Genomic DNA, 24,575 nt, shown 5'->3' with positions numbered 1-24,575 from the left:
GAAGGTGACGGAAGGGGGGCGGGGTTACCGCACGTTCTCGATGCGGCCGTAGAGGTGGTGCCGCTTCCCGTCCGCCGAGTTCAGCTCGAACGGGCGGACGGGACCGGCGCCACCGGCCCGGAACGCGACGCGGGCGGGAAGCATGACCGGGGCGCGGAACCAGACCTGCGCGGTGAACGAGTCGGGCAGGACGTCCTCCAGCGCGGCCAGGCAGCGGGCCTTGGTCCACATGCCGTGCGCGATGGCCCGCGGGAAGCCGAACATGCGGGCGCCCAGCGGGTGCAGGTGGATCGGGTTGCGGTCGCCGGAGACGGCGCCGTAGCGGCGGCCGATGTCGCCGGGCACGGACCACTCCTGGCTGAGGTCGGCTTCCACCGCCTCGTGCAGCTCACCGCCCTCCGGGGCCTTCTTCACCGCGGACCCGTTGACGCCGTTGGCGCTGGCCCCGCGCCGCAGGAACGTGTTGGCGGTGCGCCACACCACCGCGCCGTCGCGGTCCTCCGCCTCCGCGAGGATGTCGAAGGTCACCCCCTTGGGGTGCGCCGACGGCTGGGTGGCCTCGACGCGGTAGCTGAGGGCCTCCCCGGGCGCGATGGGCCGCAGTTGCTCGACGCGGTTGACGATGTGCACCAGACCGGGCAGCCGGTACGGGAAGTCGCGCTTCGTCATCAGCGCCATCGCCATGGGGAACGCCACGATGTGCGGGAAGGTGGGCGGCAGCCGGTCGCTGCGGCGGAAGCCGCACACCTCCGCGTAGCGGCCCAGCAGACCGGGGTCGGCCACCTTGCCCGGCAGCAGCAGCCGCCGGACGGGCACCTGGCCGTCGCCGCGCTTGGGTATGAGCAGGGCTCGGGCGTACAGAGTCGCCATGCCGGGGTTCGACATCGTCACGCTCCCAGGAGGGCCTGGCCGCAGACCCGGAGGACCTGGCCGCTGACGGCGCCCGTGCCGGGCGACGCGAAGTATGACACGGCCTCGGCGACATCGACAGGCTCGCCGCCCTGGTTGAGGCTGTTCATGCGGCGGCCGGCCTCCCGGATGAACAGCGGGATGGCCGCGGTCATCTGGGTCTCGATGAAGCCGGGCGCGATGGCGTTGATGGTGATGCCGCGCTCGGCCATGCCCGGGGCCAGGGACTCGACGAGACCGATCAGACCGGCCTTGCTGGCCGCGTAGTTGGTCTGGCCGACGTTGCCGGCGATGCCGCTGATGGACGAGGTGCAGATGATCCGGCCGCCGTCGCGCATGACGGGCAGCAGGCCCTCGGTCAGGCGCTCCACGGCGATCAGGTTGACCGCCATCACCGAGTTCCAGCGGGCGGCGTCCATGCGGCCGAGCGTCTTGTCGCGGGTGATGCCCGCGTTGTGCACGACGATGTCCACGCCGCCGCCGTGCTCCGCGTCGAGGTGCGCGATGGTCCGGTCCACGGCGTCGTCGGCGGTGATGTCCAGCTCCAGCGCCGTGCCGCCGATCTTGCCGGCGACGTCGCGCAGCGCCTGGCCCTGGGCCGGGATGTCGATGCAGACGACACGGGCGCCGTCACGCGACAGGACCCGGGCGACCGTCTCGCCGATGCCGCGCGAGGCGCCGGTGACGATGGCCGTCTTGCCGGCCAGCGGCTTGTCCCAGTCGGCGGGCACCTCGACGGTGCCGGCCGGCTCCGGGCGCACACGCAGCACCTGGCCCGAGACGTAGGCCGAGCGGGCGGACAGCACGAAACGGACGGTCGACTCCAGCGAGTCCTCCGCGCCGGGGGCCACGAGCACCAGGTGCGCGGTCGCGCCGCCCTTCAGCTCTTTGCCGGCCGAACGGATGAAACCTTCCAGCGCCCGCTGGGCCGCCGCCTCGCGGGGGCTGTCGGCCAGCTCGTGCGGGGTGCCGAGCACGAGCAGGCGGCCGGAGTAGGCCAGGGACCGGATGCGGGGGTGGAAGAACGCGTAGAGCTGCTCCAGCTGGCTCGCGTCGGTGATGCCGGTCGCGTCGAAGATCAGGGCGCCGGGCCGTTCGGCCCGGTCCTGGACCGTCGCACCGCACGAGTCGAGAATCTCACGCAGCCGCTTCGCCAGCCGGCCGCCGTCCGCGCCACCCAGCTCCACGGGACCCCTGGCCACCGGCTGACCTGGACGGTACCGGGTCAGCACGGTCGGGCGCGGAAGCCCCAGGCGCTTGGAGATGAAGGCACCGGGACGACCAGTGGTGAACGTGAAGTACCTATCAGCCATTGATTTCCTCCTTACTGAGGGGTAAGTCTACTGGCAAGTTAAATCAGTCGGTCCGGGACCACAAGGACCACAAGAAGAGAGTGAGACGGCCATGACAGCGGTCGGGCGCCGTGTGGCGATCCTCGGCGGTAACCGCATTCCCTTCGCCCGCTCCGACGGGCCGTACGCGACCGCGTCCAACCAGGACATGCTCACGGCCGCGCTGGCCGGCCTGGTGGACCGGTTCGAACTGCGCGGACAGCTCCTCGGGGAGTTCGTCGCGGGTGCGGTCCTCAAGCACAGCAGGGACTTCAACCTGGCCCGGGAGACCGTCCTGGGCAGCGCACTTGATCACCGCACCCCCGCCTACGACATCCAGCAGGCCTGCGGCACCGGTCTGGAGGCGGTCATCCTCGTCGCCAACAAGATCGCCCTGGGCCAGATCGAGGCCGGCGTCGCGGGCGGCGTGGACACGGCGAGCGACGCGCCGCTGGCCATCAACGACGACCTGCGCAAGGTGCTGCTGAAGGCCCGCCGGGGCAAGACCACCGGGCAGCAGATCAAGGCCCTCACCGGCATCCGGCCGAAGCACGTGATGCTCGACATCCCGCGCAACGCCGAGCCGCGGACCGGCCTGTCGATGGGTGAGCACGCCGCGCGCACGGCCGCCGAGTGGCGGATCTCACGCGAGGAGCAGGACCTGCTGGCGGCCACCAGCCACCAGCGCCTGGCCGCCGCGTACGAGAGCGGCTTCTTCGAGGACCTGATCACGCCGTACCGGGGGCTGGAGCGGGACCAGAACCTGCGCCCGGACAGCTCGGTCGAGAAGCTGGCGCGCCTGAAGCCGGTCTTCGGCACCGACGGTCCCAGCCCGACGATGACGGCGGGCAACTCCACGCCGCTCACCGACGGCGCCTCCACCGTGCTGCTGGCCAGCGAGGAGTGGGCCGCCGAGCGCGGGCTGCCCGTCCTGGCCTACCTCACGCACTCCCGCACCGCGGGCGTGGACTTCGTCGAGGGCCCCGACGGGCTGCTCACCGCTCCCGTCTACGCCGTGCCGAAGGTGCTGGAGGCCGCCGGGCTGGCCCTGCAGGACCTCGACCTGTACGAGATCCACGAGGCGTTCGCCTCCCAGGTGCTCGCCACCCTCGCCGCCTGGGACGACCCCGGCTTCTGCGAGCGGCGCCTGGGCCTGGAGAAGCCGCTGGGCGCGATCGACCGCGACCGGCTCAACGTCAACGGCTCGTCGCTCGCCACCGGCCACCCCTTCGCGGCCACCGGCGGGCGCATCGTGGCCACCCTGGCGAAACTCCTCAACCAGCAGGCGCGGGAGCGTGGCGGGACCACCCGGGGCCTGATCTCCATCTGTGCCGCCGGCGGCCTCGGCGTCACCGCCATCATGGAAAGCGCGCAGATCTGATATGGGCGTACGACAGGACCTCAGAAGGGCAAGGAAGCACGGCGACCTGGCCACCCGCGTCCGGCCGGAGGTGATCCGGGAGAACGGGGTGGTCCGCGAGGTGCGGGTGCCGCCGCTGGTGGCTCCGCCGACGTCGGGCAGTATCGCCGACATCCCGTTCACCAACGCGGCGGAGGCGCCCGGTGCGGTGGTGATCCGGCGCAAGGTGGGTGGCCGGTATGTGCCGGTGACGGCCTCGGCGTTCGCCCGTGAGGTGACGGACGTGGCCAAGGGCCTGATCGCGGCCGGGCTGGTGCCCGGCGGGCGGGTCGCGGTGATGGCGCGGACCTGTTACGAGTGGGCGGTGCTGGACTTCGCGATCTGGGCGGCCGGCGGTCAGACCGTGCCGATCTACGCGACGTCCTCGGCCGAGCAGATCGAGTGGATCCTGCGCGACTCCGGCGCGGCGCTCATCGTGGTCGAGACCGCCGACCACGCCGCCACCGCCGAGACGGCCATCGCGGAGGTGGCCAGGGACCTGCCGCAGCCGCGCCTGTGGCGCATCGACGACGGCGCGCTGGCGCAGCTCACCGCGCTGGGCCGGGACGTGGCCGACACGGAGGTGACCGAACGGCGCACCGGGCTCAGCCCGGAGACCATCGCCACCCTCGTCTACACCTCCGGCACGACCGGCCGTCCCAAGGGCTGCGTCCTCACCCACGCCAACCTCCACGCGGAGGCGGCCAACGTGGTCGAGCTGCTGAACCCGGTGTTCGAGACGGTCACCAAGCAGACCGCCTCGACGCTGCTGTTCCTGCCGCTGGCGCACATCCTGGGCCGCACCATCCAGATCGCCTGCCTGTCCGGGCGGATCGAGATCGGCCACTGCCCCAGCATCAAGCCGGACGAACTCCGCCCCGAACTCGCCGCGTTCAAGCCCACCTTCCTCGTCGGCGTCCCCTACCTCTTCGAGAAGATCCACGACACCGGGCGGGCCACGGCCGAGAAGATCGGCCGCGGCTCGTCGTTCGAGCGGGCGGACCGCATCGCCGTCAAGTACGGCGAGGCGTCCCTGGCCAAGTACCTGGGCACGGGCCCGGGTCCCGGCCTGGGTCTGTCGCTGGCGCGGTGGCTCTACGACCTGCTGGTGTACCGGCGGATCCGCGCGGCCCTCGGCGGCCGGGTCCGGTATGCCATCAGCGGCGGCTCCCCGCTCGACTCCCGGCTGAACTACTTCTTCTTCGCCTGCGGCATCGTGATCTACGAGGGCTACGGCCTGACGGAGACGACCGCGGCCGTCACCCTGATCCCGCCGCTGGACCCCCGGCCGGGCACGGTCGGCCAGCCGCTGCCCGGCTCGTCGATCCGCATCGCGGACGACGGCGAGATCCAGATCAAGGGCGGCACGGTCTTCGGCGCCTACTGGAACAACCCGACCGCCACCAAGGAGGTCCTGGACGCCGACTCCTGGTTCGCCACCGGTGACCTGGGCACCCTGGACGACGACGGCTACCTGAAGATCACCGGCCGGAAGAAGGACATCATCATCACCAACGGGGGCAAGAACGTCTCCCCCGCCGTGCTGGAGGACCGGCTGCGCAGCCGACCCCCGGTCGGGCAGTGCATGGTGGTCGGTGACAAGCAGGCGTACATAGCCGCGCTCATCACCCTCGAACCCGAGGCACTGGAGCACTGGCTGAGCGTCCGCAAGCGGCCCCGGGACACCCCGTTCGCGGAGCTGAAGCACGACAAGGACCTGCTGGCCGACGTGCAGCGGGCGGTGGACTACGCCAACGAGGCCGTCTCGCGCGCCGAGTCCATCCGCAAGTTCGTCCTGGTGGAAGGCGACTTCACCGAGGAGAACGGCCTGCTGACCCCGTCGTTGAAGGTCAAGCGCAAGGCGGTGGCGGACGCGTACGCCAAGGAGATCGAGGAGCTGTACGGCGGCTGACCCCGCCGTGACGCCGCGCCGTTTTCCCGGCGTTTCCCCCCGCGCGAAGCGGGGCCCGGCCAGGCGGCGGGGCGCCGCTTTGCCGTTCGGGGCGCTCGCTACTCGAAGGCGGCGGCGGCCTCCCGCAGGGCGCGGGCCACGGTCTCCGGGTCGTACGGCGCCGGCGGGCCCGGGGTGTAGGTGATCGACGTCAGCCCGCCGGAGTACCGGAAGGTGCCGTGCCGCTCGAACAGCGGCCAGGACACCGGGGACTTGCGGTCGACGCCCACGCTGATGCCCTGGAACGGCGCCATCCCGATGAGCTGGTGGACGGCCGGGCCGGTGGCCGTGGCGGTGCCGTCCACGGTGACCGTGAACGACCAGCGGATGCCGGGCAGGGCCGTGGCCGCGAGCTCGACGGTGTGCTCCCCGGCGGGCAGCGGCCCGGCGTCGGTCTCGTGCAGCACGCCGTACTCGTTGTAGGCGAACCGCAGCCGCCCGTCCTCCACGTACAGGCTGTAGCCGCCGCCCTGGTCGCCGTGGGAGACGAGCACGCCCGCGTCGGCGGGCCCGTGCCGGTGCAGGCGGACGGTGACGGCGAAGGACCGGAAGGAGATCAGCCGCGACGAGCGGTACCGCTCCAGCTCCGGGGTGCCGGGCAGCAGCGTGACCGGGCGGCGCAGGCGTTCCTCGTCCGGGGGGCGCAGGGCCAGCGCGCCGCCGGCGTCGGGCAGCGGGAAGACGCCGTTGCGCCAGGCCGCCGCCTCCCAGGCCGCCGCCAGCTCCTTGACGACGTCGGGGTGGTCGGCGGCGACGTCGGTCGTCTCGGTCGGGTCGCGGCGGATGTCGAACAGGGCCCACTCGTCGTCGTCGTAGTCGGCGCCGCGCCGGTGCAGGGTGACCAGCTTCCAGCCGTCGCGGTAGTAGCTGCGGTTGCCGGTCATCTCGCAGTACTGCTCGGCGTGCGCCGACGCGGCGGCCGGGTCGGCCAGCACCGGCGCGAAGCTCACGCCGTCCGGCTCCTGCGCGGGGACGCCGTGGCGGAAGCGGGGGCGCTCGACTCCGGCCAGCTCCAGCAGCGTCGGGGCGACGTCCGTGACGTACTGGTACTGGTGGCGCAGGCCGTCCGGCAGCCCGCCCGCCGGCCAGGACAAGACGAACGGGACGCGCACGCCGCCCGCGTAGGTCTGGCCCTTGTAGAGGCGGAACGGGGTGTTGGACGCCATGCCCCAGCCGCGCGGGTAGTGCACCAGGGTGCGCGGGCCGCCGATCAGCTCGGGGTCGCGGTCCACGTCCGGGTTCCAGTCGTCCGGGAGGCCGGGGTGCTGGACGAAGCGGCTGAAGTAGCTGCGGGTGCCCTCGGGGCCGCCCTCGCCGGTGCCTCCGTTGTCGGAGGTGAAGACCACGATGGTGTTGTCGAGGTCGCCGAGGGCGTCGAGGGTGTCGAGGAGACGGCCGAGGTTCTGGTCGATGCTGTCGACCATCGCCGCGTAGACCTCCATGTAGCGTGCGTAGAGCCGCTGTTGGCCGGGGGTCAGCGCGTCCCAGGGCCCCACCTCGTGGCCCCGCTCGTGGTTGCGGGGCGGCAGGGCGGTGCCGGGCGGGAAGAGGCCGTCCGCGAGCTGGCGGGCGAAGCGGGTCTCGCGCAGCCGGTCCCAGCCCTCGTCGTAGCGGCCCCGGTGGCGGGCGATGTCCTCGGGCCTGGCCTGGAGCGGGCCGTGGACGGCGTTGTGGGCGAGGTAGAGGAAGAACGGCTTGTCGGCGTCGTGCGCGCGCAGCGACGTCACCATCGAGATCGCCTGGTCGGTGATGTCGTCGGTGTAGTAGTAGCCCTCGGGGAACGCGTCGATGTCCAGGGGGCTGTTGTCCCGCACGAGCTGGTGCGGGTGGAAGAGGCTGGTCAGCCCCTCCAGCACGCCGTAGTAGCGGTCGAAGCCCTTCTGGAGCGGCCAGGTGCGGCGGTCGTCGGCCGGGTGGGAGGCCGAGTCGCGGGTGAGGTGCCACTTGCCGACGGCGTAGGTGGCGTAGCCGGCGTCGTGCAGGGTCTGGGCGAGGGTGGGGATGTCGTCGGCGATCTCCATGCCGTAGCCGGGGAAGCCGGGGTCGGCGTTGGCGACGAACGCGTACCCCACGCGGTGCGGGTTGAGGCCGGTCAGCAGCGCGGCCCGCGCGGGCGAACACAGCGGCATCGTGTGGTAGTTGGTGAGCCGCACGCCGCGCTCGGCAAGCCGGTCCAGGACCGGCGTGGGTATCTCCGCGCCGAACGGGCCTATGTCGCTGTAGCCCATGTCGTCCACGAGGACGACGACGATGTTGGGGGCCCCGGCCCGCGCCCGCCGCCGCTCGGGCCAGGCGGCCTCCGACTCGGCGAAGGTGCGGCCGACGACGCCGCCGAAGTCGTCGTAGGGGTTGCGGCGGTGGGGGGACGGCAGGCTCATGGGACTCCTCACGAGGGGAAGGTGACGGGACAGGGGGACGGCGGTCAGGCGAGCACCGGGGCCGCGGACAGGAGGGTGCGGGTGTAGGGGTGCCGGGGGCGTTCGCAGAGGTCGTCGGCCGGGCCGGTCTCCACGATCCGGCCCCGGTGCATGACCGCGATGCGGTGGCTGACCTGGCGGACCACGGCGAGGTCGTGGGCGATGAAGATCATGGCGAGGCCGAGGCGCCGCTGGAGGTCGGTCAGCAGGTTGACCACCTGGGCCTGCACGGACACGTCGAGCGCGGAGACCGGCTCGTCGCAGATCAGGACGGACGGCTCGGGCGCCAGCGCGCGGGCGATCCCGATGCGCTGCCGCTGCCCGCCGGAGAAGTCGCGCGGGTGGCGGGCAGCGGCGTCGGGGTCGAGGCCGACCTCGGCGAGCAGCGCGGCGACGCGCTCGGCGCGCGCGGCGCGGTCCCCGATGCCGTGCGCGATGAGCGGCTCCTCGATGACGCGGCCCACGGTCATGCGCGGGTTGAGCGAGGCGTAGGGGTCCTGGAAGACCATCTGCACCTCGCGGCGCAGTTCCTTCAGCGCCGCGCCCGAGGCGCCGGTGACATCCCGCCCCCGGTAGCGGACGGTGCCCGAGGCCGCGGCGTGGACGCCCACGATGGTCCGCGCGAGCGTGGACTTGCCGCTGCCGGACTCCCCGACGACGCCCAGGGTCTCCCCCGCCGCGAGCGTCAGGTCCACGCCGTCGAGCGCGGTGAACGGGCGGCGCCGCCCGCCGCGCCCCCGGCCGGGGAACGTCGTGCGCAGCGCGGTGACGTCGAGCAGCGGCGTCCCGGCCGGGCGCGGCCCCCGGGCGGCGGGCGCGGCCGGGCCGGTTCCGGCGGCGACCGGCTCCGGCTGCCGCGCCGCCGTCGCGTCGCCCGCCTCCGCCGTCACGAAGCAGGCCGTCCGCACGCCGTCCGGGTGGGTGGTCAGCGGCGGGGCCGACGTGTGGCAGCGGTCCTCGGCCAGGAGGCAGCGGGCGGCGAACGGGCAGCCGGGCACCGGCCGCGAGAGGTCGGGCGGGGTGCCGGGGATACCGGCCAGGCGGGTGCCGGCGGGCGCGTCGAGGCGCGGCACGGCGGCCAGCAGACCGGCCGTGTACGGGTGGCGCGGCCGGGACAGGACGGTCTCGGTGGGGCCGTCCTCGACGACCGTGCCGCCGTACATCACCAGCACGCGGCGGCAGGCGCGGGCCACGACGCCCATGTTGTGGCTGATCAGCACCACGGCCGTGCCGGTCTCGCGGTTCACCCGGTCCAGCAGGCGCAGGATCTGGTCCTGCACAGTCGCGTCGAGCGCCGTCGTCGGCTCGTCGGCGAGCAGCACGCGGGGCTCGTTGGCCAGGGCGAGCGCGATCATCACGCGCTGCCGCTGCCCGCCGGAGAACTGGTGCGGGTGGTCCCGCAGGCGGCGCGCCGGGTCGGGGATGCCGACGAGGTCGAGCAGTTCGGCGGCGCGGCGGGCGCGGGCGGCGCGGTCGCCACGGCCGTGGGCGCGCATCGCCTCGTCCAGGTGGGTGCCGATGGACAGCACCGGGTTGAGCGCGGTCATCGGGTCCTGGAAGATCATCGCGATCCGCGCGCCCCGCGCGCCCCGCAGCCACTCCTCACCGGCGGTGGTCAGGTCGGTGCCGTCCAGCCGGACCGAGCCGCCGGTGACGCGCCCGCCGCCGGGCAGCATCCCCATCAGGGCGAGCGCCGTCGTGGACTTGCCGGAGCCGGACTCCCCGACGATGCCCACGGTCTCGCCGGGCGCCAGCCGGAAGCCGACGCCGTTGACGGCCCGGACGCGGCGGCGGCCGTCGTCGAAGGTGACCCGGAGGTCGCGGACGTCGAGCACGGGGGCCGGGCTCGCCGGGGTCGCCGGCGCGGTCGCCGGCGGGGTCGTGGGCGCGGTCATCGGCGCACTCCCTTGTTGAGGGCTTCAGCGATGAGGGTGAAGCCGAGCACGAGCCCGGTCACCGCGATCAGCGGCACGGCGGCGAACCAGGGGTGGCCGGCCAGATACGGCATGGCCTGGCTGAGCACGCTGCCGAGCGTCGGCTCGGGCGGCCGGACGCCCACGCCGAGGAAGCTCATGGCGCCCTCGATGAACACGGCGATCGGCAGCGAGACGGCGAGCTGGACGACGAGCGGGTCCACCGCGTTGGGCAGGACGTGCCGGAGGAGCACCCGGGCCCGGCTCGCGCCGCCGACGCGGGCGGCGACGGCGTACTCGCGCTCGCGCTGCACCAGGACGCCGCTGCGCAGGACGCGGCCGAAGCCGGGGATCTCGGCGAGCGCGATGACGATGATCACGGGCAGGAAGCCGGGCCCGATGACGGCGGTGACGGCCAGGGCCAGGATCAGCCCGGGGAACGCCAGCAGCAGGTCGAAGACCCGCTGCACCACGACGTCGGCCGGGCGCGAGGCGGTGGCGAGCAGCGCGAGGAGGCCGCCGGCCACGGCGGCGACGGGCACGGCGACGAGGATGATGGCCAGGTCGTTGCGGATGCCGTGCAGCACGCGGCTCAGCAGGTCGCGGCCGACGTCGTCGGTGCCGAGGAGGTGCCCGTCGGCGCCGGGGCCGAGGAGGGCCTGTCCGCTCTGGTCGGTCGGCGCCGCGTCCGCCAGGACGGGGGCGAGGAGCCCGAGCAGGCCGATGACGCCGACGAGGGCGAGGCCGGTGAGGCCGCGCGCGGACAGCAGGCCGCCCAGGTAGCCGTGGTGGGTGCGGAGCCGGGCGAGGGTCGATGGCATCGGTCGTCTCACCCCACCCTGATCCGGGGGTCGAGCACGGCGTAGGCGATGTCGGTCAGCAGCTGGATGACGACGAAGACGCCGACCAGGAGGAGCAGCAGGTCCTGGACGACGGGGTAGTCGCGGGAGATGACGCCCTGCTGGGCGAGCCGGCCGAGCCCCGGCCAGGCGAAGATGGCCTCGACCAGGATGGCCCCGCCGAGGAGTTGACCGGTCTGCATGCCCAGCACGGTGACGGCGGGGGGCAGCGCGTTGGGCAGGGCGTGGCGCCAGACGACGCGGCGGCGGGAGACGCCCAGGGCGGTGGCGGTGCGGACGTAGTCCTCGGCGAGGGCCCGTTCCAGCCCGTCCTTCAGGTACCGGCCGAGGACGGCGGCGCTGGGCAGGGCGAGGCAGAGGGACGGCAGCAGCAGGTACTGGACGCCGAGGTCGGGGGCTTCGAGGACGGAGAGGTGGCCGCCGGCCGGCAGCCAGCCGAGGCCGACGGCGAAGACCAGGACCAGGACGACGCCGGTGACGAACGGCGGCACGGACAGCGCGCCGGTGGTCAGGACACGGACGGCGGCGCGGACCGGGCGGCGGCGGGCGGTGGCGCCGAGGACGCCGAGGGCCAGGCCGAGGGCGACGACGAGCAGCAGGGCGCCGAGGGTCAGCTCCACGGTGGCGCCCAGGCCGTTGCCGATCAGCTCGGCGACGTCTCCGCCGATGGCGTAGGAGGGGCCGAGGTCGCCGCGCGCCAGGTCGCCCAGCCAGGTCAGGTACTGGCTGAACACCGGTTCGTCCAGGCCGAGTCGGGCCCTGATGGCCTCGACGGTACCGGGCGGGGCGTCGGGCCCGGCCAGGGTGACGGCCGGGTCGCCGGGGATGAGGCGGAGCATCAGGAAGATGACGAAGGAGGCGAGCAGCAGGACGAGGAGGCCCGAGGGCACGCGTCTGAGCAGGTAGGAGGTCATGGGTCAGGCCAGGTGGGCGTCGTCGAGGTTGAGGTAGCCGAACTTGTTGACCGTCGCGCCGCGCACGGCGGCGCGGGCCACCTGGAGGGCGGGCAGGACGGCGAGGTCGATGATGAACGCCTCGTCCAGCAGCAGTTCGGAGATCTCCCGGTAGCGGGCGAGGGACTCCTCGCCGCGCGGGTCGGTGGTGCGCCAGGCGTCCTGGACCAGCTCGGTGTACTCGGGCGAGCTGAAGTGGGAGGTGTTCTGCGCCTCGTTGAACGGATAGGCGCTGACCGCGAGGGTGGACGGGGTGACCTGGGCGAAGCCGTGCTGGAGCGCCCACAGCGCGGGCATCTCGCCCGAGATCAGGCGGCGTTGGGCGTTGGTCGGGTCGTAGGGCTGCAACTCGGTGCGGATGCCGACCTGTTCGAGGTCGTACTGGACCATCTCGGCCAGCATGGTGAGGCCCGGGAGGGACGAGTGGCCCAGCGGGAGGCTGATGTTCTCGGCACCGGCCTGCCGCAGCAGTTCGCGGGCCCGGTCGGGGTCGTGCCGGTAGTGGGTGCGGTGCTCCTCGCTGTAGGCCGGGGAGGACTCGGGCCAGGGCGCGGCGCTGGCGAGTCCGAAACCGCCGAGGGCCTGCTCGACGATGCGGTCGCGGTCGATGGCCCAGGCGATGGCCTGGCGGACGGTCTTGTCGTCGGTGGGCCGGACCTCGACGTTGGCGCCGACGTAGTAGGCCCCGCCGCCGGTCGCGTAGGACACGATCTCGAACGCCGGGTCCTCCTTCAGGGGCGCGGCGTCACGGCCGGCGACGCCGAGGGAGAGGTGCGACTGGCCGGTGCGCAGGGAGGAGATCAGCGAGTCGGCCTGGGTGATGACGCGGATCTCGACCTTGTCGAGGTAGGGGCGGTCGGGCCGCCAGTAGGCGTCGTTGCGACTGAGGGTGAGCCCGGCGCCCGGGCGCCACTCGTCGAACGTGAACGGGCCGGTGCCGATGAGCCGTTCGCCGGTGAGGGCCTGCTCGACCGTGTGCCGGTCGGCGATGATCATGAACTCGAAGAGGTCGAACAGGTTCCCCACGGGGTGGTCGAGGGTGAGGACCAGCTCGTGGTCGCCGCGCTTGTCGAGGCCGGTCACGGCGGCGGCCGTGGATCTCAGCTGGGCGGCGCGCTCGGGGACCTGGAGGTTCTCGATGGCGAAGACGACGTCGTCGGCGGTGAACGGGCGCCCGTCGTGGAACGTGACGTCGTCGCGGAGCCGCAGCGTGACGGTGGTGCCGTCCGGGGAGACGTCCCACGCTTCCGCCAGCTCCGGCTGGGGCGCGAGGTCGTCGTCGTAGCGGGTGAGGGTGTTGAAGACGAGGCGGTGCGGCAGGTTCATGGAGCTCTGCGCGAACAGCAGCGCGGGGGCGAAGTCCACGCCGTGCGCGACGGTGAGGGTGCCGCCGCGGCGCGGCTCGGCCGCGCCGGCGCCGCCCCGGCCCTCGTCCCGTCCGGCGGCCGAGCGGCAGGCGGCGAGGGTCAGCAGCGCGGCTCCGGCGCCACCGGCGCGCAGCAGTCCGCGGCGGGTCGGGCCGACGGGCAGGGAAGGATACAGCGTGTTCATGCATGCCTACCGAAAGTGATGGGAGTGGGTTTTTCCTACCCAGGGCGGGCGGCGCGGCACGCGTCGGCCGGCCGCGCGGCGGCCGTTGATTTCGCTGCGAGGGAAATCAACTCGGCCCGCGGGCCGGGCGGGGCCGGGCGGGAGCACGCGGAACGGGGACGCGGAAAAACGCCGGGGAAAGGGGGAACGTGGCGGTCCGGCCGCAGGTCAGAGGCCGCGGCGCCGGATCACGGAAGCGCACACGGCACAGATCGCGCTGGCCTGCCGACGGAGGTCGACGTGCCGGCGGGACACGAGGCGCAGTTCCGGATTCACGTCAGCAGGGTGACAGGAACGGTCGGACCCGGTCAACACAGATCCGGAACTGACACCGCGTCAGCCGGTCCGGCCGCTCAACGGGCCGCGCAGCGGGCTGCGGTACAGCGCCGAGAGCGCGGGGATGCCGCCCGCGACCGGCAGCACGGCCGGACCGGCGTGCGGCCCCGCCAGCCGGGCCGGGTCGTCGCACACGTGCGAGCGCGCCACCAACTCCGCGCCCATCACCTCCAGATACTCGGGGTTGAGGATGCTGGACAGCTCCGTGACGAGCACCAGGTCGGGGTTGAGCACATCCGTCAGCAGGGCCGCCGCCCGCCCCACCAGCCGGGCCCGCTCCCGCAGCAGCCGGTCCGCGCGCCGGTCCCCGGCCGCCGCCGCGTCCACCACCAGGCGCACGTCCGGCTCCGGCACGACCCCCTCCCGCACCGCCCGCTCCGCCACCGCCGTGTCGGAGGCGGCGGCCCGCAGACAGCCGGTGCGCCCGCACCCGCAGCGCGCGCCGCGCGCCCCCACCGGCAGGTGGTCGATGTCCCCGGCCGCCGACCTCGGCCCCTGGTGCACCACCCCGGCGATGCCGACGGCCGCGTCCACCACGTTCCCGATGAACAGGTGCACCAGCCCGCGCCGCGCCGCCGGGCGGCCGAAGAGGATCTCCGCCTCCGCGATGGCCCGCGCGTGGTTGTCCACGTGCACCGGCAGCCCGAGGGCCCGCTCCAGCAGCGCCCGCAGCGGCAGTTCGCGCAGGCCGAGCGCCTCGTGCCGCACCACGACGCCCTCCCCGGGGTCCACCCAGCCGCCGATCACCGCCCCGAGGGCGAGCACCGGCCGGCGGCCCGCCCGTTCGGCGAGGAAGCCGGACAGCTTCCCCAGCACCAGGTCGAGCACGGCGTCCGGCGTCAGGCCCGCGTGGTCGGCCCGCGCGCGGGCCACGACGCCGCCGCGCAGGTCGAGCAGGCAGTACGTCGAGGTCGGCACCCCGATGTGCAGGCCGCCCACCAGCGGCCCCTCGGTGTCGATGTCCACCGGCACCTGCGGGCGGCCCACGCTGCCGCCCACCGTCAACTCCGGCCGCTCCCGGACCAGTCCGAGCCGCGCCAGCCCCAGGTACTGCCGGGAGACGGCCGCCGGGCTGAGCCCGGACAGCCGGGCTATGCCGCTCCTGGCGATGGGCCCGTGGTCGAGCACGGCCCGGAAGACGGCGGCGGCGTTGGCGTCGCGCCGCCCGTCGCCCGCCGCGGCGGCGGACCGGCCCCGGAGGCCGGCGGAGGACAGGCTCATCTCGTGGGGGTCCTTCCGGTCGTCGTTCGTTGCGGCTTTTTGCTTCTCCGTGAACATTCCGGGCGGCGCGCCCGCCCGTGCCGCGCGGGCCGCCCGCCCCCGGCGCGCGCCGGTCCCCGCTCCCTCGGGCCCCGGCGTCGCCGCAGGTCAGCGGCCGTGCGGCAACGACCGGAAGCGGGCGCCCGGCACCGGTCGCCGCGCAGGCCGATTCAATCACCCCGGCGGCCGGGGCGGGCCGGAAGGGAGTTGACGGTGACCATCCGGCCGGATTTATTTCGCTGCGAGATCAATCAACGCCCCCCCTGCGCCCCTCCGGGACGCACTCCAGACGAAAGGGTCCGGCCATGACCACCGCCACCACGGGCACCGCCCCGGCCACCTCCCCCGCCCTCACCGTCACCCGCCTCGGCGGCCGGATCGGCGCCGTCGTCGAGGGCGTGCGCCTCGGCGGCGACCTGCCGCCGGAGACGACGGCCGCGATACGGGCGGCGATCCTCGCCCACAAGGTCGTGTTCTTCCGCGGCCAGGGCCACCTGGACGAGGAGAGCCACGAGGCGTTCGGCCGCCTGCTCGGCACGCCCGTCGCCCACCCCACGGTCCCCTCCGCGGACGGGCGGTACGCGCTGGGCATCGACTCCGACCTCGGCCGGGCCAACGCCTGGCACACCGACGTCACCTTCGTGCCCGCCTACCCCGCGTTCTCCATCCTCCGCGCCGTCACCATCCCCCCGTACGGCGGCAACACCGTGTGGTCCAGCACGGTCGCCGCCTACGAGTCCCTCGCCGAGCCGCTGCGCGCCCTCGCGGACTCCCTGCGCGCCATCCACTCCAACGAGTACGACTACGCCGCCGCCCACCCCGGCGCGGACGACGCCCGGCTCGCCCAGTACCGCGAGGTGTTCGTCTCCACGAAGTTCCGCACCGACCACCCCGTGGTGCGCGTCCACCCGGAGACCGGCGAACGCTCCCTGCTGCTGGGCAACTTCGTGCAGCGCATCGCGGGCGTCACCGCCAAGGACTCCAGGCTGCTGTTCGACCTCTTCCAGAGCCACGTCGAGCGCCCGGAGAACACCGTGCGCTGGGCGTGGCAGCCCGGCGACGTCGCGATCTGGGACAACCGCGCCACCCAGCACTACGGCGTGGACGACTTCGACGACCAGCGCCGCGTGCTGCGCCGCGTCACCATCGACGGCGACGTGCCGGTCGGCCCGGACGGCCGCCGCAGCGTCCTGCTGGAGCCGGAGGCGATCCCGGCCCCCGCGTTCGGGGCGGTCTCCGGCGCCTCGACGGCCGCGGCCTGACCCGCCGCCCGCCGGGGAATCCTGTGACCGTGACCGTGACCGCACGACGCCCGAACGTGATCGTCGTCCTCACCGACCAGCAGCGGTGGGACACCACCGGCGTGGCCGGGAACCCGGCCGACGTCACGCCCGAGTTCGACCGCATCGCGGGAACCGGGACGCACGTCGCGTGCGCCCTCACCCCGCAGCCGGTGTGCGCGCCGGCCCGCGCCGCGCTCCAGACCGGGCGGTGGGCGACGGCCACCGGCGTGTTCCGCAACGGGCTGCCGCTGCCGCCGGACATCCCCACGCTGGCCGCGTCGTTCGCGGCGGCCGGGTACGTCACGGGCTACATCGGCAAGTGGCACCTCGCGGGCGACGAGGCGGGGGCGGGCCCGGTCGCGCCGGAGGCACGCGGCGGCTACGAGCGGTGGCTGGCGAGCGCGCTGCTGGAGTTCACCTCCGACGCGTACCGCACGGTGCTGTACGACGAGGCCGGGCGGCCGGTGCGGCTGCCCGGCTACCGCTCGGACGCGCTGATCGACGCGGCGATCCGCTTCGTCGCCGACCACGACGGCGGCGACGGCGGCCCTGGCGGAGGCGGCTCCGGCGACGGCGGCTCCGGTGGGGGCGGCTCCGGTGGGGGCAGGCCGTTCCTGCTGTTCCTGTCGTTGCTGGAGCCGCACCACCAGAACGCCACCGACGACTACCCCGCGCCCGAGGGCTACCGCGAGCGCTACACCGGCCGCTGGCTGCCGCCCGACCTCGCCGCGCTGGCCGCCGGCGCCCCGCAGGGCGGGGCGCTGCGCCACCTCGGCGGCTACCTCGGCCAGATCAAGCGCGTGGACGAGGGCGTGGGGAGGCTGCGCGAGGCGCTGCGCAGCCTCGGCGCCGAGGACCGGACGGTCCTGGTCTGGACGGCCGACCACGGCTCCCACTTCCGCACCCGCAACGCCGAGTACAAGCGGTCGGCGCACGACGCGTCGGTGCGGGTGCCGCTGGCGCTGACCGGGCCCGGCTTCACCGGCGGCGGCCGGATCACGCGCCCGGTCAGCACCGTCGACCTGGTGCCGACGCTGCTCCGGGCGGCCGGGCTGCCGGTGCCGGACGGCGTGCAGGGCCGCTCGTTCCTGCCGCTGCTGGGCGGCGGCACCGACCCGGGCCGCCCGGAGTCGGTGTTCGTCCAGATCAGCGAGTCACAGGTCGGCCGCGCCGTGCGCACCGAGCGGTGGAAGTACGCGGTGGCGGCGCCGGACGCCGATCCGTGGCACGAGCCCGACGCCGCCCGTTACGTGGAGACCGAGCTGTACGACCTGGCCGCCGACCCGTACGAGCTGGACAACCTGGCCGGGCGCGACTCCCACCGCGCGGTCGCGGACCGGCTGCGCACGGAGCTGCTGGCCTGGCTGGCGCGGGCGGGCGAGCGTCCGGCGGTGATCAACCCGGCCCCGGCGCGCCGCTCCGGCCAGCGCCGGGCCGATCCCGAGGTGCGTGAACTGCCCTGGTCCGGCCTGCCGTTCGGGCATCAGCGCGGCGTCTGACCGGCCAGCCGCGCCGCCGGACCGGCCGGGGCCGACCAGTCGATGATCTGCACGGCCGCGCCCGCCGCCTCCAGGCCGCGGCAGTGGGCGTGGTGGCGGCGCGCGATGCCGTCCAGCCGCAGCCGGGACCCGAACGCCGGGTCGGCCAGCAGGCGCCGGGCGTAGGCCCACAGCCGGGGGTGGTCCGCGATCCGGTGCACGGCGTCCGCGTCGAGGTGCCACCGGTGCACGGTGTCCAGCCGCACCAGCGTCACCCACAGGTGCACGTCGGCGGCGGTCACGGCGTCGCCGGTCAGGGCCTCGCCGGTGAGGAACGGGCGCCCGGCGAGCCGTTCCTCCGCCTCCCCGAGGGCGGCCAGCAGGGTGCCCAGCGCCCGCGCCCGTTCCCGCTCCCCGGCGCCGGGGGCGCCCGCGGCCTGGGCGGCCTCGGAGATGTCCCGGTCGCACAGCGCGGCCAGGGCGGCGATCTCCCGCTCGGCGTCCGGCGGCAGCAGCTCGGGGCGGCCGGGGGCGCGGAAGCGGACGGACAGGTCCCGCAGGATGTCGGGGGCGTGATTGCTGACGACGCGGCCGGTCCACCGGTCCACCAGCGCGGGGGCGGTCGCCGGTCCGGGGTGGCCGAGCGCGGTGCGCTCGTACGCGGACCGCAGCGCGGCGTAGCCGCCGTCGGCGCCGGGCACGGCGGGCAGTTCGACCAGGGGCAGCACGGCGTCCAGCCCGAGCAGCGCGTGCGTGACGCCGACGCGCAGACAGCCGGGACAGGACAGCGACAGGTACAGCTCGTAGCGGTGCGGCGCGGAGTAGTAGCCGTGACGCGGGTCCGGGCCGATCCGGCCGCGGAAACGCGCATCGGTGGTCGTGGGCATGGCTCTCCCTCACATGCGGATGATCAGCAGTGACCTCGGTACGGACTCAGTACGGGACTCAGTACGGGAGGGAGCGGCTACTGCCCGCGCTGCACACGCGCAGCAGGTCGATGTGGCGACGCGACGTCAGATACGGAAGGAGGGGAACCGGACAGTGGGACTCGGAACCTCCGTCACCCATGGCGATCCGTTCGTGTCGGTGTCGGGCCACCCGGATTGTCGATCCGCCTGCCGACGCCGTCAAGGGGGCGGACACGAGGCCGACCCGCGGTCCCGCCTAGGATGCACGGCGGACCGTGCGTCGGGAATCGCCTCAGCGAAGGAATGCCATGCCGGACAAAGTCGCCGTGGTCACCGGCAGTTCGCGCGGGATAGGCCGCGCGATCGCGTTGCGGCTGGCCGCCGACGGCGTACGTGTCGTCGTCAACTACCGCAAGACGGCTGGTGCCGCCGAGGAAGTCGCCGCCGCCGTCGAGGAGTCGGGCGGCCGGGCGGCCGTCGTGCGGGCCGACGTCACGGACCCGGCCCAGCTCCGTTCCCTCTTCGACGCCGCCGAACGCCACTTCGGCGGCCTGGACGTCTTCGTGCACAACGCGTACGCGTTCGTGCAGAGCCCCCTGGCGGACGCCACCGACGAGGACTACGAGGTCTCCTTCTCCGCCAACGCCCGTGCCACGTTCGTCGGTCTCCGCGAGGCCGCGACCCGCGTCCGCGACGGCGGGCGCATCATCTTCATCTCCTCCTCCGTGACCCGCGTCGGCTACCCGACGACCGCCCTGTACGCGGCGAGCAAGGCCGCCGGGGAGCAGATGGTCCGCACGGTCGCCCGCGAGGTGGCCTCCCGGGGCATCACGGTCAACAGCCTGCTCGCCGGCCAGACCCTCACCGACGGCTTCCGCGAGACGGTCGACGACCCGCCCGAGGTGATCGCCCGGCGCATCCCGATGGGCCGCCTCGGCCGCCCCGAGGACATCGCGGACGTCGTCGGCTTCTTCGCCTCCGACGCCTCCCGCTGGATCACCGGCCAGTCCCTCGCCGTCGACGGCGGCCAGACCTGACCTGCCCGCCCCCGCTCGACCGCATCACGAACCGGTCTCGTTTCTTGTGAACGTGTGACTGACCCATCGCGGCCCGTGGAATAAAGAGCCCACTTATCGGATCGCACGTGTCGATGTTCGGTTGGTGGGGAGTTGCCTGATGGGCAGCAGTGAAAGAAGCGTCGCGTTAGCCCAGCGTTTGTTCGTCCCGCAGGAGCGGTGGGGGTGGGAGTACGTCGAACCGGCACCGCTGATGCGGAGTCCGGAGGCCGATCACATGCCGGTCTGGTACGAGCCCGCACGCCCCGATGTGAGTGCACTGCAACACAAGGTGGCCTACGCCCGGGCCCGGATGGTCAAGCAGCTGGTCGTCACAGCGGTGCTGGGCATGATCGTCTCCGCCGCCTCGGCAGCCGCCGGCATCGTGGTGTTCGCGGTAGGGGTCTTCGTGTCGTACGTGGGGCCCGTCCTGCTTCCCAGCCGGCAGATCAAGACCATCATGGAACGGGCCGCCGCCGACCGGGACCTCCGCCTCCATCACTACCAGGAGCAGCACCGCCAGTGGCAGGCCCGCGTGACGGCCCACGACCAAAGCGAACGGGCGCGGCAGGCCGCCGCGCTGCTGTGGCACCCGGTGGCGTTACGGTCGGGACCGAGCCGAGTCGACGTCTTCGGCGGCACGAGCGACGGATGGGCCAGTCTGCTGGCCACCCTGGGCGCCTCCTTGATGCCGTCCGGCCACGAGGTCATGGTGCTGGACTTCACCGAACAGTATGTGGCCGGGAACCTCGCCGGGCTGGTGGCGACGCGGAGGCAGCCCGTCACCCACATCGAACTCCCCGCAGAGGTCGAGCGGTTCAACGTACTGGCCGGTCTGGAGCCGGACGAGGTGGCCGACATGCTCGCCCAAGCCGTCCACACGACGCGCCAGTCCGACAGCCCGGTGGACCTGCGTTCCCTGGACGCCGATCTGCTGGAGGGCGTGGCCACGCGGCTCGACGGACCCGCGACCTTCCGGCGGCTGGTCGCGGGTCTGGAAGTCCTGCGCCGCACCTACGACATTACTGCCGAAGGGCCGCTCAGCGTCGCCGAGGTCACCCGGCTGACCTCACACGTTGACACCATGGGCCAGAGCGAACGCGTGCAGCACGAACTGCAGTTCCTCGCCAGCACACTGAACCTGCTCGCCAGGGACGAACCGCGGACTGATCCGGAGGCGGGCGCGGACCCCGATCAGCCGTCCGGCCTGTGGCAGGCCGACGGCCTGACCATCATCACCACGTTCCACAATCAGCACCGACGCAAGGACTTCCTCGACCGAGTGGTCTTCCACCGGCTGCTGCACGACCTTCGGAGTCATCGTCCGACCCACGAGGACAACGTGCTGGTCGTGGCGGGCGCCGACGCCATCGGCCTGGAGGGCCTGGAATCGCTGGCCCGGCAGTGCCGCCGGATCGGCATCCGGCTGGTACTGATGCTGGAGCGGCTGCGCGGCGACCTCAGGGAAATGCTGGGCAGTTCTGACAGCGCCGCGGTGCTGATGCGCCTGGGAAACGCCCAGGACGCCGCTGCTGCCGCCGAGTTCATCGGGCGAGGACACAAGCTGGTCCTCAGTCAGATCACCGCACAGGTCGGCAAGACCTTCACCCGTGGCACGTCGCACACCTCGGGCACCACCGTGGGAAGCAGCACCACCACGGGCACCAGCACAAGCAAGGGCCGCAGTTGGAGCGCGAGCGGCGACAGCTGGCTCGCGGACACGGTCGGAGGCAGCTTCAGCACCACCAGGTCCCAGTCGTTCACCGAGTCCCGCAGCCAGTCCTGGCAGGACACTGTGAACCTCTCAGAGGCCGACGCCCGCACCGACGGCACCACTCACGCACGCGTATACGAGTTCGCGGTCGAGCCGACCACGATCCAGTCCCTGCCGCCCACCGCCTTCGTTCTCGTGGAAACCCCGTCGAATGGCCGGCGGGTGGTCATCGGCGATTGCAATCCCGGGATCACCTTGCTGGAACGCGTCGCCGCCGAGCCCCTGCCGGCCTAGCGGGCAGGAGCCGCTCCCGATGACGCTGCTCGACGGATTCTCTTTTCACCGGGTCCTTTCCGCCCCCCGGCGTCCGGAGGACCCGGCGCGCCCCGACCCCGTGCCCGCTCAGCTGTTCGCCGCGCTGACCGCCGCGCACGCCGAACTGAGCCATGGCGGCGGACCGGAGCCGGCGATGGCGGTCGCCTGGCACCGGGCTCCGGGTGAGGACCGGCTGCGATTCCTGGTCGGGGGGCGCCCGTTCTTCCCGCCCGCCGGGAAGAACGGGCCAGGGGCAGGGCCCGGGTCGCCGGCACGTCTCCTCTACCCGCCGGGAGCACTCGGTGCGGCCATCGAACCGGGCGACGTGGCCCAGGAGTTCGCCCGCCTGCCGGTGTGGCTGCGCTGCGCGGGCCACGTCGATCCGCTGTGGGCCGCGCGGGATGCCGACTCCGGCGGGCGGCGCGGGGGCTTCGACGATTACGCGGCACACCTGACCGACCCGTTCGCCTGGCTCGTGGTCGCCCATCCCTTGCCCGGCGCGGCGGTCGACCGCGAGATGCTGGTGCTCGCCACTTCCGTTCCCCGGCTGCGGCAGCGCGAGAACTCCGAGTTGGACCGGGTGGCGCTGGAGCGCGCCCAGGCCCGCTATCGGGAGCTGAGCCGGTCCCGCGCAGGCGGCATGTGGAACGTTCATGTCCTGGTCGGCGGCGCTGATGAGGCCAGTGCGCGGCGGGCGGCTGCCCTGCTGTGCGGGTCCAGCGACCTCGACGCGCTGCCCTACGCCCTGCACCCGGGCGGTCAGGCCCTCACCTTCCCGGGGGCCGGCGCCGCCGCCGTCGCGGAGCCCGGCGCACCGGGTTCGCCGTTCATGGCGAGCGCGGAGCTGCTGGCGGCGCTGGCCCGGCCGCCCCGCCGGGAGCTGCCCGGCATCCGGCTGGTCGAGCCGCCCGCCTTCGACGTCACCCCCGAGCGGGAAGGACCGGTCCGCCTCGGAGACGTACTGGACGACGGCGACGGTTCCGCCGGCCCGTTCGGCGTCGCCCTGTCCACCCTCAACCGGCACACGTTCGTCGCCGGCGCCACCGGCGGAGGCAAGTCCCAGACCGTCCGCCACCTGCTCGAACAACTCCACCACGCGGGCGTGCCGTGGCTGGTCATCGAGCCCGCCAAGGCTGAGTACGCGGCGATGGCGGGCCGTATCGGGGCCGACCGGGTGACCGTCATCCGCCCCGGCGCCCCGGACGCTCCGGCCGTCGGGCTCAACCCGCTGGAGCCCGAGCCCGGCTTCCCGATCCAGACCCACATCGACCTGCTGCGCGCCCTGTTCCTCGCCGCGTTCGAAGCCGACGAACCGTTCCCCCAGGTGCTCAGCCACGCCCTGACCCGCTGCTACACGGATCTGGGCTGGGACCCCGTGCTGTCCGAGTCCCGCCTCCCCGGGGTCATCCCCCGTTACCCCACGCTGGCCGACCTCCAGCGCACCGCCGTCGAGGTGGTCAAAGGTATCGGCTACGGGAAGGACATCACCGACAACGTCCGGGGCTTCATCGACGTCCGCCTCGGCGCACTCCGCCTGGGCACCCCCGGCCGCTTCTTCGAGGGCGGCCACCCGCTCGACGTCGCCGGCCTGCTCAGCCGCAACGTCGTGCTGGAGATCGAGGACGTCGGCAACGACCAGGACAAGGCATTCTTCATCGGCGCCGTCCTCGTCCGGCTCCACCAGCACCTGCGTGTTCGCCGGGCGACGACGACCGGTCCCATGGGATTGCGTCATGTAACGGTGGTCGAGGAGGCACACCGGCTGCTGAAACGGGTCGAGCCCGGCACGCCGGCCGCGCACGCCGTGGAACTGTTCACGGCGCTGCTGGCGGAGATCCGCTCCTACGGGGAGGGCATCGTCGTCGCCGAGCAGATTCCCGCCAAGATCGTCCCCGATGTCGTCAAGAACACGGCTCTGAAGATCATCCACCGGCTGCCCGCCGCCGACGACCGGGAAGCGGTCGGCGCCACCATGAACCTCGACGAGGCCCAGTCCCGTCACCTCGTCTCGCTGCCCCCGGGCCGTGCCGTCGTCTTCGCCGACGGCATGGACCGGCCGATGCGGGTGGCCGTGCCGCTGGGCGAGTCCCGCGAGGGCGCCGCCGCCACGGGCGCGCCCGTGGCGATCCGCGCGCCCCGTGGTGTGGCGTGTGGCGCGGCGTGCCGCGAACGGCCGTGCGTCCTGCGCGAGATGAACGCCGCCGGCCGCCTCGCCGACGACCCCAGGCTGACCCTGTGGACGGAACTGCTCACCGTGGCCCACCTGGTCGGCAAACCAGCTCCCCGACCCGACAAGGCGTGGCTGACGGAACTGGCCGACCGGGCCGACCGCCGCACGCTCGAATGCGCCATCGCCCACCGGGTGCACTCCGCCGTCGACACCCGCTATACCGGCCTCGCCCGCCACTACCAGCCCGAAACGCTCGCCGAACACCTGGCGGCGTCCGCCCTCGCCACCCTGGAGGGGCGCACTCCCCCATGTGACGGGACGGAAATAGGGTGGCAGGCCGGCCGTTACCGCTGGATCGATGTCTTCCGCGCTCTGCGGGCGACCACCGACCCGGATGCCGGACCGCACCCCGACACCGGCGCCTGGGCCGCGCGCGGCCTGCACCTGCCCGGTGCCACGGCGGCCGAACAACTCGCCCAGCTCCGCGACCACCCGGACACCTGGCTGCCCGACCGCTCCGTCGTCACCGGCGGCGACCGACCCGTCTGGGAAGCGGCCCTGACTCTCCTGAGCCAGGCACCCGGCGCGGAAGCCGGCTTCCTGGCCGCCACCTCCTTCCTGAATCTCGGCACCACCTGGCCCCTGCTCGTTCTCCGCCCCAACGAGTCGTCGGAGAGCCGGCGATGAGCACGGAAGCCACCGACGCGCCCCCACCCCCGCCGCCCCCGGAACC

17 protein-coding genes are annotated in these 24,575 nt (G+C 73.6%); 7 read left to right on the top strand and 10 right to left on the bottom strand.

Annotated elements, in window-relative coordinates:
• Positions 1-24: 24 nt before the first annotated feature.
• The gene (locus ACSNOC_RS14845) at positions 25-885 is read right to left on the bottom strand and encodes a MaoC family dehydratase (protein ID WP_436747900.1); all 861 of its coding nucleotides are present in this window, start codon (positions 883-885) and stop codon (positions 25-27) included.
• Positions 886-887: 2 nt separating this feature from the next.
• Positions 888-2,222 carry a 3-oxoacyl-ACP reductase gene (locus ACSNOC_RS14840; protein WP_436747887.1) on the bottom strand — a complete coding sequence of 445 codons (1,335 nt, stop codon included), beginning with the start codon at positions 2,220-2,222 and terminating at the stop codon, positions 888-890.
• A 91-nt stretch (positions 2,223-2,313) separates the two neighbouring features.
• Here ACSNOC_RS14840 and ACSNOC_RS14835 point away from each other — a divergent pair, with 91 nt between their 5' ends.
• Positions 2,314-3,621 (top strand): acetyl-CoA C-acetyltransferase, encoded by a 1,308-nt coding sequence (locus ACSNOC_RS14835; protein WP_436747886.1) that lies wholly within the window; start codon positions 2,314-2,316, stop codon positions 3,619-3,621.
• 1 nt (position 3,622) lies between these two features.
• Positions 3,623-5,551 carry an AMP-dependent synthetase/ligase gene (locus ACSNOC_RS14830; protein ID WP_436747885.1) on the top strand — a complete coding sequence of 643 codons (1,929 nt, stop codon included), beginning with the start codon at positions 3,623-3,625 and terminating at the stop codon, positions 5,549-5,551.
• 98 nt (positions 5,552-5,649) lie between these two features.
• On the opposite strand, the gene ACSNOC_RS14825 is transcribed toward ACSNOC_RS14830, so the two are convergent.
• The 7 genes from ACSNOC_RS14825 to ACSNOC_RS14795 form a co-directional block, all read right to left on the bottom strand.
• Complete coding sequence (locus ACSNOC_RS14825) at positions 5,650-7,968, bottom strand: arylsulfatase (RefSeq protein WP_436747884.1); 2,319 nt, start codon at positions 7,966-7,968, stop codon at positions 5,650-5,652.
• A 44-nt stretch (positions 7,969-8,012) separates the two neighbouring features.
• Entirely contained in the window at positions 8,013-9,902 is a 1,890-nt protein-coding gene (locus ACSNOC_RS14820) for a dipeptide ABC transporter ATP-binding protein (protein WP_436747883.1), read from the bottom strand.
• Positions 9,899-10,741, bottom strand: a complete 843-nt coding sequence (locus ACSNOC_RS14815) for an ABC transporter permease (protein ID WP_436747882.1) — start codon at positions 10,739-10,741, stop codon at positions 9,899-9,901. Before ACSNOC_RS14815 ends, ACSNOC_RS14820 begins: the two co-directional genes overlap by 4 nt.
• Positions 10,742-10,749: 8 nt before the next feature.
• Entirely contained in the window at positions 10,750-11,694 is a 945-nt protein-coding gene (locus tag ACSNOC_RS14810) for an ABC transporter permease (protein WP_436747881.1), read from the bottom strand.
• A gap of 3 nt (positions 11,695-11,697) precedes the next feature.
• A complete protein-coding gene (locus tag ACSNOC_RS14805; RefSeq protein WP_436747880.1) occupies positions 11,698-13,284 on the bottom strand; it encodes an ABC transporter substrate-binding protein in 1,587 nt (528 codons plus the stop codon).
• Between the two features lie 207 nt (positions 13,285-13,491).
• Complete coding sequence (locus ACSNOC_RS14800) at positions 13,492-13,599, bottom strand: putative leader peptide (RefSeq protein WP_436747879.1); 108 nt, start codon at positions 13,597-13,599, stop codon at positions 13,492-13,494.
• A 60-nt stretch (positions 13,600-13,659) separates the two neighbouring features.
• A complete protein-coding gene (locus ACSNOC_RS14795; protein WP_436747878.1) occupies positions 13,660-14,880 on the bottom strand; it encodes an ROK family protein in 1,221 nt (406 codons plus the stop codon).
• Between the two features lie 344 nt (positions 14,881-15,224).
• Between ACSNOC_RS14795 and ACSNOC_RS14790 the strand changes: the two genes are divergently transcribed.
• On the top strand, positions 15,225-16,181 hold the full coding sequence (locus tag ACSNOC_RS14790; RefSeq protein WP_436747877.1) for a TauD/TfdA dioxygenase family protein: 957 nt from the start codon (positions 15,225-15,227) through the stop codon (positions 16,179-16,181).
• A 35-nt stretch (positions 16,182-16,216) separates the two neighbouring features.
• On the top strand, positions 16,217-17,701 hold the full coding sequence (locus ACSNOC_RS14785; RefSeq protein ID WP_436747899.1) for a sulfatase-like hydrolase/transferase: 1,485 nt from the start codon (positions 16,217-16,219) through the stop codon (positions 17,699-17,701).
• On the opposite strand, the gene ACSNOC_RS14780 is transcribed toward ACSNOC_RS14785, so the two are convergent.
• Positions 17,686-18,567 (bottom strand): glutathione S-transferase C-terminal domain-containing protein, encoded by an 882-nt coding sequence (locus ACSNOC_RS14780; protein ID WP_436747876.1) that lies wholly within the window; start codon positions 18,565-18,567, stop codon positions 17,686-17,688. The genes ACSNOC_RS14785 and ACSNOC_RS14780 overlap by 16 nt on opposite strands.
• Before the next feature lie 329 nt (positions 18,568-18,896).
• Here ACSNOC_RS14780 and ACSNOC_RS14775 point away from each other — a divergent pair, with 329 nt between their 5' ends.
• The 3 genes from ACSNOC_RS14775 to ACSNOC_RS14765 all read left to right on the top strand — a co-directional run bounded on the left by ACSNOC_RS14775 (position 18,897) and on the right by ACSNOC_RS14765 (position 24,529).
• Positions 18,897-19,625, top strand: coding sequence for an SDR family oxidoreductase (locus tag ACSNOC_RS14775; RefSeq protein ID WP_436747875.1), 729 nt, complete (start codon positions 18,897-18,899; stop codon positions 19,623-19,625).
• A gap of 289 nt (positions 19,626-19,914) precedes the next feature.
• Complete coding sequence (locus ACSNOC_RS14770) at positions 19,915-21,651, top strand: hypothetical protein (protein WP_436747874.1); 1,737 nt, start codon at positions 19,915-19,917, stop codon at positions 21,649-21,651.
• 19 nt (positions 21,652-21,670) lie between these two features.
• A complete protein-coding gene (locus tag ACSNOC_RS14765) occupies positions 21,671-24,529 on the top strand; it encodes an ATP-binding protein (protein WP_436747873.1) in 2,859 nt (952 codons plus the stop codon).
• Positions 24,530-24,575 lie beyond the last annotated feature (46 nt).

The sequence above is a fragment of the Streptomyces sp. URMC 129 genome (assembly GCF_051386415.1).
In the GTDB taxonomy this organism is placed as follows: domain Bacteria; phylum Actinomycetota; class Actinomycetes; order Streptomycetales; family Streptomycetaceae; genus Streptomyces.
This window is presented reverse-complemented; position numbering and strand designations above follow the sequence as displayed.

What these genes read in the sequence shown, in the direction of transcription:
- ACSNOC_RS14845 (WP_436747900.1), bottom strand. Translation starts at nt 885, where the DNA reads ATGTCGAACCCCGGCATGGCGACTCTGTACGCCCGAGCCCTGCTCATA.
- ACSNOC_RS14840 (WP_436747887.1), bottom strand. Translation starts at nt 2,222, where the DNA reads ATGGCTGATAGGTACTTCACGTTCACCACTGGTCGTCCCGGTGCCTTC.
- ACSNOC_RS14835 (WP_436747886.1), top strand. Translation starts at nt 2,314, where the DNA reads ATGACAGCGGTCGGGCGCCGTGTGGCGATCCTCGGCGGTAACCGCATT.
- ACSNOC_RS14830 (WP_436747885.1), top strand. Translation starts at nt 3,623, where the DNA reads ATGGGCGTACGACAGGACCTCAGAAGGGCAAGGAAGCACGGCGACCTG.
- ACSNOC_RS14825 (WP_436747884.1), bottom strand. Translation starts at nt 7,968, where the DNA reads ATGAGCCTGCCGTCCCCCCACCGCCGCAACCCCTACGACGACTTCGGC.
- ACSNOC_RS14820 (WP_436747883.1), bottom strand. Translation starts at nt 9,902, where the DNA reads ATGACCGCGCCCACGACCCCGCCGGCGACCGCGCCGGCGACCCCGGCG.
- ACSNOC_RS14815 (WP_436747882.1), bottom strand. Translation starts at nt 10,741, where the DNA reads ATGCCATCGACCCTCGCCCGGCTCCGCACCCACCACGGCTACCTGGGC.
- ACSNOC_RS14810 (WP_436747881.1), bottom strand. Translation starts at nt 11,694, where the DNA reads ATGACCTCCTACCTGCTCAGACGCGTGCCCTCGGGCCTCCTCGTCCTG.
- ACSNOC_RS14805 (WP_436747880.1), bottom strand. Translation starts at nt 13,284, where the DNA reads ATGAACACGCTGTATCCTTCCCTGCCCGTCGGCCCGACCCGCCGCGGA.
- ACSNOC_RS14795 (WP_436747878.1), bottom strand. Translation starts at nt 14,880, where the DNA reads ATGAGCCTGTCCTCCGCCGGCCTCCGGGGCCGGTCCGCCGCCGCGGCG.
- ACSNOC_RS14790 (WP_436747877.1), top strand. Translation starts at nt 15,225, where the DNA reads ATGACCACCGCCACCACGGGCACCGCCCCGGCCACCTCCCCCGCCCTC.
- ACSNOC_RS14780 (WP_436747876.1), bottom strand. Translation starts at nt 18,567, where the DNA reads ATGCCCACGACCACCGATGCGCGTTTCCGCGGCCGGATCGGCCCGGAC.
- ACSNOC_RS14775 (WP_436747875.1), top strand. Translation starts at nt 18,897, where the DNA reads ATGCCGGACAAAGTCGCCGTGGTCACCGGCAGTTCGCGCGGGATAGGC.
- ACSNOC_RS14765 (WP_436747873.1), top strand. Translation starts at nt 21,671, where the DNA reads ATGACGCTGCTCGACGGATTCTCTTTTCACCGGGTCCTTTCCGCCCCC.